Annotated in this window: 6 protein-coding genes; 4 read left to right on the top strand and 2 right to left on the bottom strand. The window is 68.6% G+C overall.

The window, feature by feature from the left end:
- Window positions 1-84: 84 nt before the first annotated feature.
- Complete coding sequence (locus ACRXBZ_RS16635) at window positions 85-972, bottom strand: hypothetical protein (RefSeq protein ID WP_433879873.1); 888 nt, start codon at window positions 970-972, stop codon at window positions 85-87.
- A 340-nt stretch (window positions 973-1,312) separates the two neighbouring features.
- Here ACRXBZ_RS16635 and rplJ point away from each other — a divergent pair, with 340 nt between their 5' ends.
- Both rplJ and rplL read left to right on the top strand, forming a co-directional pair.
- Entirely contained in the window at window positions 1,313-1,837 is a 525-nt protein-coding gene (rplJ, locus tag ACRXBZ_RS16630; protein ID WP_168585530.1) for a 50S ribosomal protein L10, read from the top strand.
- A gap of 87 nt (window positions 1,838-1,924) precedes the next feature.
- A complete protein-coding gene (rplL, locus tag ACRXBZ_RS16625; protein WP_168585529.1) occupies window positions 1,925-2,308 on the top strand; it encodes a 50S ribosomal protein L7/L12 in 384 nt (127 codons plus the stop codon).
- Between the two features lie 381 nt (window positions 2,309-2,689).
- On the opposite strand, the gene ACRXBZ_RS16620 is transcribed toward rplL, so the two are convergent.
- Window positions 2,690-5,821, bottom strand: coding sequence for a CHAT domain-containing protein (locus tag ACRXBZ_RS16620; RefSeq protein WP_433879872.1), 3,132 nt, complete (start codon window positions 5,819-5,821; stop codon window positions 2,690-2,692).
- Window positions 5,822-7,084: 1,263 nt separating this feature from the next.
- Between ACRXBZ_RS16620 and rpoB the strand changes: the two genes are divergently transcribed.
- Both rpoB and ACRXBZ_RS16610 read left to right on the top strand, forming a co-directional pair.
- The gene (rpoB, locus tag ACRXBZ_RS16615) at window positions 7,085-10,579 is read left to right on the top strand and encodes a DNA-directed RNA polymerase subunit beta (RefSeq protein WP_168585526.1); all 3,495 of its coding nucleotides are present in this window, start codon (window positions 7,085-7,087) and stop codon (window positions 10,577-10,579) included.
- A gap of 109 nt (window positions 10,580-10,688) precedes the next feature.
- Window positions 10,689-14,600, top strand: coding sequence for a DNA-directed RNA polymerase subunit beta' (locus tag ACRXBZ_RS16610; RefSeq protein WP_433879871.1), 3,912 nt, complete (start codon window positions 10,689-10,691; stop codon window positions 14,598-14,600).
- The last annotated feature ends 158 nt before the right edge of the window (window positions 14,601-14,758 follow it).

The raw sequence follows: 14,758 nt of genomic DNA, 5'->3' as shown, positions 1-14,758 counted from the left end.
GAGCGGCCCGCCCTTCCCGCTTTCCAGGCCCCGATCGGCAGGGGGGCGGCCGGCGGGGCTGGCGGGGCCGGCGATCCTCGTCGATCAGCCGCCGCAGCTGGAGGTTTGGAGGGTGTAGGCGCTGATCGCCCAGCCGCCGTCGGGCTGTTGGGTGAGTTTGAAGCTGCCGAGCCGGGGCCCGCCGTTGACCTGCATCCGGCAGCCGAGGACCTGAGCCTCCGGGCCGACGATCGTCACCGCGTTGTGGTCGAACTTCGGGTTGGCGTAGGCGTTCGGGTCGGCGATCTGGCCGTGCACCTGGCGCGCCGCGGTGGCGCAGTCCGGGGCCTGGTGGGCGGCGGCGAAGCCGGACTTGCCCGTGGCGTCGAACAGGTCGCAGGTCCGCTCCGGGCTCGGCCCGCGCAGCCAGTTGTAGACGCCGCGCACCGCCTGCTGCGGGTTCTCCGACTTCACCGGCACCGAGTCGATCGGCACGCCGTTGCTGCCGGTGCCGGTGCTGTCGCCGCCGGAGCCGCCGAAGAAGGAGGCGGTCAGGCTGTTGTACAGGTAGTTGAGCAGCAGCAGGGCCAGCAGCAAGTAGATGAGGCGGCGGACCAGTTTGTAGCGCAGCAGTCCCAGCGCCCGCTTCCACCAGGGCTTCTTCGGCGTCGCCGCCGGGGGCGCGGCGGGAGGCGGGGGCGCGACGTCGCCGCCTTGCGACTGCTGCCATTCGCGGAACTTCTGGAATTCCCGGAACTGCTGGTACTGGCGGAATTCCGCGTCGTCGGCGGGTTGCTGCGGGCCGACAGGCGGGGCTTTGGGCGGATCGGCGGCCACGAAGTCGCTTTCGACGACCGAGCTCTCCACGACTTCGGCGTCGACGACCTCCGCCGAGTGCGGTTTCGCCGGCAGGTTGGCGCCGGGCTCCGGGCGGTGCGACTCGTTCTGATCAGCCACGCCCCACATGATGCCCGCCCGTGGCGCCGAGGTCACCACCGGCGATCCGGTATCTCGCGGGCGCGCGCCGCGAACTGCGAACTTCATCGGGAGGGTCTTGTACCCGCCGGAACCGGGGTGCCTGGCGGGCGTGGAATCGGGTCGCGTATCCTGGTCGAGGTTCCACCCAAGACCGCTGGTCTTCTCCGTGCTCCGCGAGGGGCGGGGAGAACTAAGGTCCCGTGAGATGCGGGCGGCCCGCGCAGGAGGGACGAGGCTATCGTTGCGTGCTCAGCGCGCCCATGATCTTGACGCCCCGTGCTTGCTGCGCCGGGGCGTTTTGTCGTCTCAGGACCGGCTGGATGCGGATCACAGTCGGAAATAGAGAGGAGGCGACATGGCGAAGCCCGACAAGGTTGATGCGGTCAGCGAGATCGCGGAGCGGTTCAACACCGCGACCGCTGCAGTCGTGACCGAGTACCGCGGGCTGTCCATGGCGCAGCTGTCTGAGCTGCGCCGTGCCCTCGGTGTGGGCACGACGTACCGTGTCGCGAAGAACACGCTGGTCAAGCGTGCCGCCGAGCAGTCCGGCGTCGAGGGCCTCGACGACCTGTTCGTCGGCCCGACCGCGATCGCCTTCGTGGAGGGCGAGCCGGTCGACGCGGCCAAGGCTCTGCGTGAATTCGCCAAGGACAACAATGCCCTGGTGATCAAGGGCGGTTACATGGACGGCCGCGCGCTGTCCGTGAACGAGGTCGAGAGCATTGCCGACCTCGACTCCCGCGAGGTCACCCTGTCCAAGTTGGCCGGTGCCATGAAGGCCAAGATGGGCCAGGCCGCCGCGCTGTTCGCCGCGCCGGCGACCCAGGTGGCTCGGTTGGCTGTCGCCCTGCAGGAGAAGAAGGGCGACGCCGACGCCTGAGTCCCCAGTGGACGTGGTTGTCGGTCGTAGAAGAACCCCACCCGGACACTGCCGGTGCCCGGGCATCAAACGGAAAGGAACGCCGCCGTGGCGAAGCTGAGCAACGAAGAGCTGTTGGACGTCTTCAAGGAGATGACCCTCCTGGAGCTGTCGGGGTTCGTGAAGCAGTTCGAGGAGACCTTCGACGTCACCGCCGCCGCCCCGGCCGCGGTCGTGGCCGGCCCGGCCGCCGGCGCTGCCCCGGCCGCTGAGGAGCAGGACGAGTTCGACGTCATCCTCGAGGGTGCCGGCGAAAAGAAGATCCAGGTCATCAAGGTCGTCCGCGAGATCGTCTCGGGCCTGGGCCTGAAGGAGGCCAAGGAGCTCGTCGAGGGCGCCCCGAAGCCGATCCTGGAGAAGGTCGACAAGGAGAAGGCCAACGAGGCCAAGGCCAAGCTGGAAGAGGCCGGCGCTTCGGTCTCCCTCAAGTGAGCAGCTGACTCGCTGTAAGAAGGCGGGCACTCGCTGTTGCGGGTGCCCGCATTCTTTTGTTTCGTGGAATTGCGGAATTGCGTCTGCCCCGGACAAATCTTCTCGGAACTGCCAACATCGGTGCCATCACTGGCGCGCTCGTCGGTGCGAGGCCGACGAGCTCTTCTGGAACCTCGGCCACCGCAACCCCCTGGCCGACGCGAAGCAGAGTGGGCTGAGCGCTACCCCAATCGGTGACCCGGTGTCGTGAGTGCGTAAGCGGGTTTGAGCCGGTTTTCGCACTCACGACCACCTGGCGACTCAGCGCTTGTTCGTCGACCAAGATGCGGAATGAACCGGATCGTCGAAGTCCGCGCCGCCGGCTGAAGCAGCGGCACGCCGTCATGGTCCGATGTGGACGTGGGCTGACCAGAGGCAGTGCTCTTCCGGATAACGGGCGCGGAGGTTCCGGGCCGCGTTGTGCAGGGCGTAGGCCGAGCCGTCCGTGTCGTACTCCTCGCCGCCGAACACCGCCGCGTAGACGTCCGCGTGCACCTGCACCGCGCTGCCCTCGTCGATCTCCCACAGGGTGCCGATGACGTGCGTGAAGCCCGCGAAGCCCAGTGCTCCCGGCAGCGACACCGCCGCCCCGCACGGCGGATCCGCCGCCGTCGCGCACTGGCCGAGGTAGCCGAACTCCGCCTCGTCGAGCGCCACCTGGCCCAGCTCGACCAGGCCCAGCGGCCGCTGCGGGGACTCGCGGTCCAGCAGCAGGCCCGCCGCCGGCTGCGCCGGGAACTGGGAGCTCGGCTCGCACACGTGCAGCCACGGGTGCTGCGGCAGCACCTGCAGCATCTCCGCCGCGCTGGTGCTCTCCACCGACACGATTTCCGCCGACGGCCAGTGCTGCGCCAGAACCTGGTTCTGCGGCGGCAGTTCCCGCCCGACCTGCAGCGCCGACCCGGCCGCGACCAGGGCCGTGCCGCCCGTCGGCACCGGTCGCTTGCCCGCCCGGAGCAGGCAGCCCAACGTCGGGGTGTACGACGACACAACCCGGTCCAAAGTGGACTCGCCGGTTCGCGCGGTCGCCGCGTGCACCGGCAGGAACGCCATCGCGCCGAGGGCGCTCCACCACACCCTGGGCCACCGGGCGCCGAGCTCCGGCTCGCGCAGATAGCCCATCCGATCCAGGACCGGCCGCGCGATGCGGTCCCAGGTCCAGTCGAGGGCGTCGGACAGCGTCCCGTGGTCGTCCTCCTGCGCGGCGGCCAGCAGGTCGGCCGCGCGCTCGGCCGCGGTTTCCGGATCGGCGTTCGGCAGCGGCACGGTCAGCACCCGCCCCGCGATGATCACCAGCGCGTCCGACCGGTAGCGGCTGAGGTTGACCAGCACCGCGGAACCGTCCTGCGCCGCGGTGGCCAGCTCCGCGAACGGCGTGCGCAGCAGATGCCTCGGCTGCACGGCGCGGATCTCCGCGACCAGCTCGTCCCACGTGCGCGCCAGCCGCATCCGGTCGTCGGACCCGGTGAGCACCGGTTCGTCCGCCGGGCGGTCCAGCAGCCTCCGCAACCGGACCACCTCGTCCGCGAGGTCCGGGTGGGAGCGGTGCAGCGCGCCTAGTTCCCCGCCGGTCGGCAGGAAGTCCGCCAGGATCGCCGTCTGCCCGTGCTCCAGCAGTTCCACGGCCCGCTCGGGCTCGCCGTTCTCCAACGCGCACGCCGCGGCGTCCGCCGCGATCGACGCCCACCGCTGCTGCGCGGTCGGCGACGCGACGACCCGCTTGCCGCGCGTGACCAGCGGCAGCAGGTCGACCGCGAGCTCGAACGACTCCAGCGCCTCCGGCCACCGGTGCGCCTGTGCGCAGATCCGGCCCGCCAGTCCCGCCGCCCGAAGCCGCTGGTCGGCAGGGGCGTTGGGCTGCTCGGCCGCCTCCATCAGCACCTTGCGTGCCCACCGGTAGTACCGGCGGCGGGAGGTGCGCTGGTAGAGCGTCTGCAGCGCGCGACCGAGGTGGATCGCCACTCCCGCGCGGGAGTGCGCGTTCTGCGGTATCGCGATGAGCGCCTGGTCGAACAGCTCGATCGCGGCCTCGATGTCCCGCGTCTTGGCGCTCGTCCGGAACCGGTGCGCCGACACGATGCCGAGCTGCGTCCAGGCCGCGGGCCGCGCGGCCACGTCGCCCTTCAAGGCCTCGCGCGCGAGTTCGGCGGCCCGGTCCAGGTCGGCGCTGTCGCCGTGGTGCTCGAAGCGGCTGATCAGCGTGCTGATCAGCGAGTTCAACACCGCGTCGCGCTGGTCGCCGGCCGCCGCCTCCAACCCTGCGTCCCCAGCGGTGACCGCGGTGTCCAGCACCTTGGCCTCCGCGCCGTGCAGGAAGTGCCTGCGCAGCAGGGTCGCGTAACCGGTGAGGGCGACCGCGCGGCTCGGGTCGTCGGGCGACATCGCGCGCACCGCCGGGGCGATCGGCCGCAGCACGCGGCGCAGCTGGCTGGCCTCGCCGGTGGCGTCCACGTGCTCGACGGTGGCCGCGGCGAGGTGCCACACCGCCGTGCCGAGCAGCGGATTCCCGCCGTCGAGCACCCCGAGCACGCCGATCAGCTCGCTGATCGCCGAGTTGAGGTCGGTCAGGTCCCCGTTCTGCTGGAACCGCAGCCGCAGCGCGTTCGCCAGATGGCAAAGGGCGGCGCGCCGGGGTTCGCCGTCGGCGAGAGCTCCCGCGCCGGACCCGAGGTGCTTGATGCCCTCGTCCAGGTCTTCGGACGAGCCGCCCCGCTCGAACCGGCGCAGCAGCGCCGCCCCGAGGTTGATCAGCAGCTCGGAGGTCGTCGGGTCGTTCGCCGGGGAGATCCGGACGGCCTCCCGGAACACGTCGATCGACTCGTCGTCAGACTCCGGCGCGTCGGCCAGCAGGGCGTGCAGCTTCAACGCGTTGGCGAGCCGGACCAGTGCCATCGCCCGCCGCTGGTCGCGGCGCGGAGTCTGCCCGACGGCCTCCCGCGCGACCTGCGCGCTCTCCGCGGCGGCGGTGGCGCTGCCGGTCTTGCCCGCCAGGTCGGTGAGAGCCAGCGCGAGGTTGCACTGATAGAGCATCCGGTCGTTGTCGCTGCTGTGCGCCGCAGCCGTCGCCGACCGGTAGTGGGAGATCGCTTCTTCGAGGTCGGCCAGTGCGCCGCTGCGCAGGTGCGTCAGCTGTGCCGCGCTGCCCAGGTTGTTGAGCACGCCCGCGCGCGCCGGGTCGGTTTCGTGTAGCACGCCGGCGGTGGCGCGGAGCACCTCGGTGACCCAGGGCAGCTGGTCGAAGTCCAGGGTGGTGACGATCTTGTTCATCGCCGCGACGGCGTCGGCGTAGCGCTGCTCGGCGCTGCGCGGGGGTTCCGGTGCCGCCGCTTCCGGGGTTTGCGGGGGTTGCCGGGGTTGGTGCGTGACGGCGTCCTGCTCGCCGGAGAACCAGCTGGAGCTGGAGCCGCTGCGTTCCGGCCCCCCTTTCCAACGCTGCAGCCCGCTGAACCGCTCGTTCGCGCGGTCGTCTGTCATCGGTTCGTTCTCCTGTGGCCTGCCCACCGGGGGTATGCGTCGGGGCGCGGTGGGGCGTATCACGCTACCGGCGGACGCGGTCGTCGAGTAGTCCACGTGCGTCACCTGAGATCGTGCCGATTGGCAGTTGTGCCCACCGGCAACATCCGTCGCATCGTCGCGACGGGAGAAAGTGCTCGGCCCGGGAGGACAGTTGTTGTTCCTGCAACCATTAATACTCACGCCTACCACAAAGTGGCAACGACAGCCTCGAGGTCGGTCGGCTGCGGTGCGAGTCGGCTGACGCCGTAGTCCCCGCCGCGGACGTCGTCGTGGTCGCCGTTCCCGTTGGTCGGGTGTGGCCCCCCCTGCGCGGTCCGTGCTCGTCCCGCGGGTGTCCATATAGGACGAGCCGGGTGCCAGGTGCGACGACGCCCACCGGCGCGTCGAGCCGCGCCGGCCCGGTGTCGCCCCGGGGTCGCGGCCGCAGGTGCAACCGCGGACGCTTGGGGCGGGATTCGCGCCGATCGCTCAGCCGGGGCGAAAACGGCCACCGCGGCGAAAGTGGTGGAATTGGCCGGCAACCCGGGTAATCGGTGTCGATCGCGGCGAGCGCCGTTCTCGGCACGCCGGGTGGCCGAGCGCAAATCGTCCTCTCGGTCGAGATCGGGAATTCGGAGATCGAATTCCGCGATCCCGATGACAGCTGGTGTCGATGTGAGCACAAGGCGTTAATGATCGAGAGCGGCTTCGCGGGAATGACTCCGTTCGGCTTCAGTCGTCCCGGGAATAGAGACGCCGACCCCGCGTGTTGAGGTGCTCGTCACCCCTGGGCCGATGCCCGGGATGCCCGCAAGGGCCGTTCGCATGGGTGTCGCGAGTGTCGCTCCGGAGTGCCGGAAGTTACCTGAAGGTAACCATGCTGACCAGGCAAAAGCAGGTCACCGACGATCACGGCCGGTGATCGTGTTTTGCGCCACGAGGGTGATCGAAGCGTGATCTCTTGACTGGCGGCGCGCGCGGGTTCACTCTGGTGCTCGACGCGGGGCTGGGCCGCCATCGGTGTGCCCCCTCGACAGCTGGCGTGATTCCGGCTAGACTGCTACTTTGCGCTGCCCTCTTTCCGTCTGTCCTGCACCGGACCGTAGGATCGTGGGCGCCATTGCACCCTTGACAGCTGTGCTAGCGGAGTGTGACAGCGGATACGGACCCCGTCGGTCGCATTCGCCGGGCACCTTTCGCTGACGCGGCTGTAGCCAGTTCAGAGTCCCGGAAGGACGCATCTTGGCAGTCTCCCGCGCGACCAAGGTCTCTGCAGCTTCCAACTACACGTCGGGGATCCCTGGGGCACCCAAGCGGGTCTCGTTCGCGAACATTCGCGAGCCGTTGAACGTGCCGAACCTGCTAGACCTTCAGATCCAGTCCTTCGAATGGCTTGTCGGTAACGAGGCCTGGTTCCAGCGCCGGGTCGACGCCGGCGAGGAGAATCCGGTTGGCGGTCTTGAGGAGGTCCTGAACGAGATCTCCCCGATCGAGGACTTCTCCGGATCGATGTCGCTGTCTTTCTCCGACCCACGCTTCGACGAGGTCAAGGCCTCCGTCGAGGAGTGCAAGGACAAGGACGTGACGTATGCGGCCCCGCTGTTCGTCACCGCGGAATTCACCAACCACACCACTGGCGAGATCAAGAGCCAGACGGTGTTCATGGGTGACTTCCCGATGATGAGCAACAAGGGGACCTTCATCATCAACGGCACCGAGCGGGTCGTGGTCTCCCAGCTCGTCCGTTCCCCCGGTGTCTACTTCGACCAGTCGGTCGACAAGACCACGGACAAGGACGTCTTCAGCGTCAAGATCATCCCCAGCCGCGGTGCGTGGCTGGAGTTCGACGTCGACAAGCGCGACACCGTCGGCGTCCGCATCGACCGCAAGCGCCGCCAGCCGGTCACCGTGCTGCTGAAGGCGCTGGGCTGGTCGGCCGAGGCAATCCGCGAGCGGTTCGGCTTCTCCGAGACCCTGATGGCGACCCTGGAGAAGGACCACACCGCCGGCACGGACGAAGCGCTGCTGGACATCTACCGCAAGCTGCGCCCGGGCGAACCGCCGACGAAGGAGAGCGCGCAGACGCTCCTGGAGAACCTGTTCTTCAAGGAGAAGCGCTACGACCTCGCCCGCGTCGGCCGCTACAAGGTCAACAAGAAGCTCGGCATGGGCGAGCCGTACGAAGTCGGCGTGCTCACCGAGGAAGACATCGTCACCACGATCGAGTATCTGGTCCGGCTGCACGCCGCCGAGACCGAGATGCCCGCGCGCGGTCAGGGCGAAGGCGCGACCGTGCCGGTCGAGGTCGACGACATCGACCACTTCGGCAACCGGCGCATCCGCACCGTGGGCGAGCTGATCCAGAACCAGGTCCGGGTCGGCCTGTCCCGCATGGAGCGGGTCGTCCGGGAGCGGATGACCACCCAGGACGTCGAGGCGATCACCCCGCAGACCCTGATCAACATCCGCCCGATCACGGCGGCGATCCGGGAGTTCTTCGGAACCTCGCAGCTCTCGCAGTTCATGGACCAGACCAACCCGATCGCGGGCCTGACGCACAAGCGTCGGCTGAACGCGCTCGGCCCGGGCGGTCTGTCCCGCGAGCGCGCGGGCATGGAGGTCCGCGACGTGCACCCGTCGCACTACGGCCGGATGTGCCCGATCGAGACGCCGGAAGGCCCGAACATCGGTCTGATCGGCTCGCTGGCGACCTTCGCGCGGATCAACCCGTTCGGCTTCATCGAGACGCCGTACCGCAAGGTCGTCGACGGCCGGGTCACCGACCAGATCGACTACCTGACCGCCGACGAAGAGGACCGCTACGTCAAGGCGCAGGCCAACGCGCCGATCGACGAGGACGGCAACTTCATCGACGAGCGCGTGCTGGGTCGACGCAAGGGCGGCGAGGTCGAGCTGCTCGCACCGACCGAGATCGACTACATGGACGTCTCGCCGCGGCAGATGGTCTCCGCCGCGACCGCGATGATCCCGTTCCTGGAGCACGACGACGCCAACCGCGCCCTGATGGGTGCGAACATGCAGCGCCAGGCGGTGCCGCTGCTGCGCAGCGAGTCGCCGCTGGTGGGCACCGGCATGGAGCTGCGCGCCGCGGTCGACGCCGGTGACGTGATCACCGCCGAGAAGGCCGGTGTGGTCGAGGAGCTGTGCGCCGACTACATCACGGTGATGGCCGATGACGGCACTCGCCGGTCGTACCGGATGCAGAAGTTCTCCCGGTCCAACCACGGCACCTGCATCAACCAGAAGCCGATCGTCAACGAGGGCGACCGGGTCGAGGTCGGGCAGGTCATCGCGGACGGGCCGTGCACCGAAGACGGCGAGATGGCGCTGGGCAAGAACCTGCTCGTCGCGATCATGCCGTGGGAGGGGCACAACTACGAGGACGCGATCATCCTGTCCCAGCGCCTGGTGCAGGACGACGTGCTCACCTCGATCCACATCGAGGAGCACGAGGTCGACGCGCGCGACACCAAGCTCGGTGCCGAGGAGATCACCCGGGACATCCCGAACGTCTCCGACGACGTGCTGGCCGACCTCGACGAGCGCGGCATCATCCGCATCGGTGCCGAGGTGCAGGGCGGCGACATCCTGGTCGGCAAGGTCACCCCGAAGGGCGAGACCGAGCTGACCCCGGAAGAGCGGCTGCTGCGCGCGATCTTCGGCGAGAAGGCCCGCGAGGTCCGCGACACTTCGCTGAAGGTGCCGCACGGCGAGACCGGCAAGGTCATCGGCGTCCGCGTGTTCAACCGCGAGGACGACGACGAGCTGCCCCCGGGCGTCAACCAGCTGGTGCGGGTCTACGTCGCGCAGAAGCGCAAGATCCAGGACGGCGACAAGCTCGCCGGCCGCCACGGCAACAAGGGCGTCATCGGCAAGATCCTGCCCGCCGAGGACATGCCGTTCCTGTCGGACGGCACCCCGGTCGACATCATCCTGAACACCCACGGTGTGCCGCGACGGATGAACATCGGCCAGGTGCTGGAGACGCACCTGGGCTGGATCGCCTCGCAGGGCTGGTCCATCGACGGGGACGCCGAGTGGGCCAAGCGCCTGCCCGACGACCTCTACGAGGTGGAACCGGGCACCAACACCGCCAGCCCCGTCTTCGACGGTGCGCGGGAGGAGGAGATCACCGGTCTGCTCGCCTCCACCAGGCCGAACCGCGACGGTGAGCGCATGGTGGGCGCCGACGGCAAGGCGCAGCTGTTCGACGGCCGCAGCGGGGAGCCGTACCCGTACCCGATCGCCGTCGGGTACATGTACATCCTCAAGCTGTCGCACCTGGTGGACGACAAGATCCACGCCCGGTCGACCGGCCCGTACTCGATGATCACCCAGCAGCCGCTGGGCGGTAAGGCGCAGTTCGGTGGCCAGCGCTTCGGTGAGATGGAGTGCTGGGCCATGCAGGCCTACGGCGCCGCCTACACGCTGCAGGAGCTGTTGACCATCAAGTCCGACGACGTGGTCGGCCGCGTCAAGGTCTACGAGGCGATCGTCAAGGGCGAGAACATCCCCGAGCCGGGCATCCCGGAGTCCTTCAAGGTGTTGCTGAAGGAGCTCCAGTCGCTGTGCCTGAACGTCGAGGTGCTCTCCAGCGACGGTGCGGCCATCGAGATGCGCGACAGCGAGGACGAGGACCTGGAGCGTGCCGCGGCCAACCTCGGCATCAACCTGTCCCGCAACGAGTCGGCCTCGGTCGACGACCTCGCGCACTGAACCTCGCCGCCGGTCCGCGGGAGGAGATCTCGCGGACCGGCGTCCGACCCAAACCTGGCACCGCTGCCGACAACGGGCAGAACCTTTCGATCAAGGGAGAAGACCCGACGTGCTTGACGTCAACTTCTTCGATGAACTCCGCATCGGCCTCGCTACGGCCGACGACATCCGCCAGTGGTCGTACGGCGAGGTAAAGAAGCCCGAGACCATCAACTACCGCACCCTGAAGCCGGAGAAGGACGGGCTCTTCTGCGAGAAGATCTTCGGTCCGACCCGGGACTGGGAGTGCTACTGCGGCAAGTACAAGCGGGTCCGCTTCAAGGGCATCATCTGCGAGCGCTGCGGCGTCGAGGTCACCCGCGCCAAGGTGCGTCGTGAGCGGATGGGCCACATCGAGCTCGCCGCCGCCGTGACCCACATCTGGTACTTCAAGGGCGTCCCGTCCCGGCTGGGCTACCTGCTCGACCTGGCCCCCAAGGACCTCGAGAAGATCATCTACTTCGCCGCCTACGTGATCACCTCGGTGAACACCGAGATGCGGCACAACGACCTGTCGACGCTGGAGAGCGAGATCAGCGTCGAGCGCAAGCGCGTCGCCGACCAGCGCGACGCCGACCTGGAGGCCCGGGCCCAGAAGCTCGAGGCCGACCTGGCCGCGCTCGAAGCCGAAGGCGCCAAGAGCGACCAGCGCCGCAAGGTCAAGGAAGGCGCCGAGCGCGAGATGAAGCAGCTGCGCGACCGCGCGCAGCGCGAGCTCGACAAGCTCGACGAGATCTGGGAGACCTTCACCAAGCTGGAGCCCCGCCAGCTCATCCCCGACGAGATGCTGTACCGCGAGCTCTACGACCGGTACGGCGAGTACTTCACCGGCGGCATGGGTGCCGAGGCCATCCAGCTGCTGCTGTCGACCTTCGACATCGGCGCCGAGGCCGAGCTGCTGCGCGAGACCATCCGCAGCGGCAAGGGCCAGAAGAAGCTGCGCGCCCTCAAGCGGCTCAAGGTCGTGGCGGCCTTCCAGGCCACCGGCAACGACCCGAGCGGCATGGTGCTCAACTGCGTGCCGGTCATCCCGCCGGACCTGCGTCCGATGGTGCAGCTGGACGGTGGCCGCTTCGCCACCTCCGACCTCAACGACCTGTACCGCCGGGTGATCAACCGCAACAACCGCCTCAAGCGACTGATCGACCTCGGGGCTCCCGAGATCATCGTCAACAACGAGAAGCGGATGCTGCAGGAGTCCGTGGACGCGCTGTTCGACAACGGCCGTCGCGGGCGTCCGGTCACCGGCCCGGGCAACCGGCCGCTGAAGTCGCTGTCCGACCTGCTCAAGGGCAAGCAGGGCCGGTTCCGCCAGAACCTGCTCGGCAAGCGCGTCGACTACTCCGGCCGTTCGGTCATCGTGGTCGGCCCGCAGCTGAAGCTGCACCAGTGCGGTCTGCCGAAGGAAATGGCGGTCGAGCTGTTCAAGCCGTTCGTCATGAAGCGGCTGGTCGACCTCAACCACGCGCAGAACATCAAGTCCGCGAAGCGGATGGTGGAGCGCCAGCGCCCGCAGGTTTGGGACGTGCTGGAAGAGGTCATCGCCGAGCACCCGGTGCTGCTCAACCGTGCTCCCACGCTGCACCGCCTCGGCATCCAGGCCTTCGAGCCGCAGCTGGTGGAAGGCAAGGCCATCCAGCTGCACCCGCTGGTCTGCGAGGCGTTCAACGCGGACTTCGACGGTGACCAGATGGCGGTGCACCTGCCGCTGTCGGCCGAGGCCCAGGCCGAGGCCCGGATCCTGATGCTGTCCAGCAACAACATCCTGTCGCCGGCCTCCGGTCGGCCGCTGGCCATGCCGCGTCTGGACATGGTCACCGGCCTCTACCACCTGACCCGTCAGGTGGACGGCGCCAAGGGCGAGGGCCTGGCGTTCTCCTCGGTCGGCGAGGCCATCATGGCCTTCGACCGCGGGGTGCTGGACCTGCAGGCCACGATCAAGATCCGGCTGCGCGATGTGGTGCCGAACAAGGCCCAGCTGCCGGAGGGCTGGGAGCCCGGTCAGCCGTGGCTGGCCGAGACCACCCTCGGCCGGGTCTGGTTCAACGAGCTGCTGCCCGAGGACTACCCATTCGTCGATGACCTGCTGCCGAAGAAGCGGCAGGCCGCGATCGTCAACGACCTGGCCGAGCGGTACCCGATGGTCACCGTGGCGCAGACCCTGGACAAGCTCAAGGACGCCGGTTTCCACTGGGCGACCCGTTCCGGGGTGACGGTGTCGATCACCGACGTGGTGGTGCCACCGGCCAAGACCGAGATCCTGGACAACTACGAGGCCAAGGCCGACCAGGTCGAGAAGCGGTACCGCCGCGGTGCGCTGTCCTACCAGGAGCGCAACGCGGAGCTGGTCAAGGTCTGGACGGCCGCCAAGGACGAGGTCGCCGAGGCCATGGAGGCGAACTTCCCGGAGGACAACTCGATCAGCATGATCGTGAAGTCCGGGGCCGCCGGTAACATGACCCAGGTCGTCCAGCTGGCCGGTATGCGTGGTCTGGTGTCGAACCCGAAGGGTGAGTACATCCCGCGCCCGATCAAGGCGAACTTCCGCGAGGGCCTGTCCGTGCTGGAGTACTTCATCTCCAACCACGGTGCCCGCAAGGGTCTCGCCGACACCGCGCTGCGGACCGCCGACTCGGGTTACCTGACCCGTCGTCTGGTGGACGTCTCGCAGGACGTCATCGTCCGCGAGACCGACTGCGGCACCGAGCGCGGCATCCGGATGCCGATCGCGGAGCTGCTGGACGATGGCAAGCTCCTGCGCGACGCGCACGTGGAGACCAGCGTCTACGCCCGCACCACGGCCGACGACGTCACCGACTCCGACGGCAACATCGTGCTCGCCCGCGGTTCGGACCTGGGTGACCCGGCGATCGAGAAGCTGCTCGCCGCCAACGTCACCAAGGTCAAGGTCCGCAGCGTCCTGACCTGTGAGTCCGGCGTCGGCGTCTGCGCGGTCTGCTACGGCCGTTCGATGGCCACCGGCAAGCTGGTGGACGTCGGCGAGGCCGTCGGCATCGTCGCCGCCCAGTCGATCGGTGAACCCGGTACGCAGCTGACGATGCGTACGTTCCACCAGGGCGGCGTCGCCGGTGACGACATCACCACCGGTCTGCCGCGTGTCCAGGAGCTGTTCGAGGCCCGGGTCCCGAAGGGCAAGGCGCCGATCGCCGATACCTCGGGCCGGATCCGGCTGGAGGACAACGACCGCTACTGGAAGATCACGATCATTCCGGACGACGGCGGCGAGGAGATCGTCTACGACAAGCTGTCCAAGCGGCAGCGGCTCGCGGCGATCTCGGTCGACGGCACCGAGCGGCAGGTCGCCGACGGCGACCACATCGAGGTCGGCCAGCAGCTGCTGGAAGGTGCGGTCGACCCGCACGAGGTGCTGCGCGTGATGGGCCCGCGCGAGGCCCAGCTGCACCTGGTTCGCGAGGTGCAGGAGGTGTACCGGTCGCAGGGTGTGGGCATCCACGACAAGCACGTCGAGGTCATCGTCCGCCAGATGCTGCGCCGGGTCATCATCATCGACTCGGGTGCCACCGAGTTCCTGCCCGGTTCGCCGGTCGAGCGCTCGCAGTTCGAGGCGGAGAACCGCCGCGTCGTCGCCGAGGGCAGCGACCCGGCTTCCGGCCGCCCGGTCCTGATGGGCATCACCAAGGCGTCGCTGGCCACCGATTCGTGGCTGTCGGCGGCCTCTTTCCAGGAGACGACCCGCATCCTCACGAACGCCGCGATCGAGGGCGCGAGTGACAAGCTGGTCGGCCTGAAGGAGAACGTGATCATCGGTAAGTTGATTCCGGCTGGTACGGGCATCAACCGGTACCGCAACATCCAGGTGCAGCCGACGGAGGAGGCGCGGGCCGCGGCGTACGCGATCCCGTCCTACGACGACAGCTACTACACCCCGGATGTGTTCGGCACCGGCACCGGTGCGGCGGTTCCGCTGGACGACTACGACTTCGGCCGCGACTACCGCTGAAGTTAGCTGGTTGACCAAAGGGCCCCTGTCCGACTCCTCCGGACAGGGGCCCTTCTCCGTGTGGCAGAGCCAATAGGAGAGGCAGCTCCATTGGCTGAGATCACGTCGCACGCTGATTGTCAAAGTTGGCCCTGCGTGTCCGCGTCTTCGATACGGTC

Origin of the sequence: Saccharopolyspora hattusasensis (assembly GCF_050972075.1) — a bacterium.
GTDB lineage: Bacteria > Actinomycetota > Actinomycetes > Mycobacteriales > Pseudonocardiaceae > Saccharopolyspora > Saccharopolyspora hattusasensis.
Note: the sequence above shows the minus strand (reverse complement) of the source record. Positions and strands in the feature narration are given on the sequence as shown.

What these genes read in the sequence shown, in the direction of transcription:
- ACRXBZ_RS16620 (WP_433879872.1), bottom strand. Translation starts at nt 5,821, where the DNA reads ATGACAGACGACCGCGCGAACGAGCGGTTCAGCGGGCTGCAGCGTTGG.
- rplJ (WP_168585530.1), top strand. Translation starts at nt 1,313, where the DNA reads ATGGCGAAGCCCGACAAGGTTGATGCGGTCAGCGAGATCGCGGAGCGG.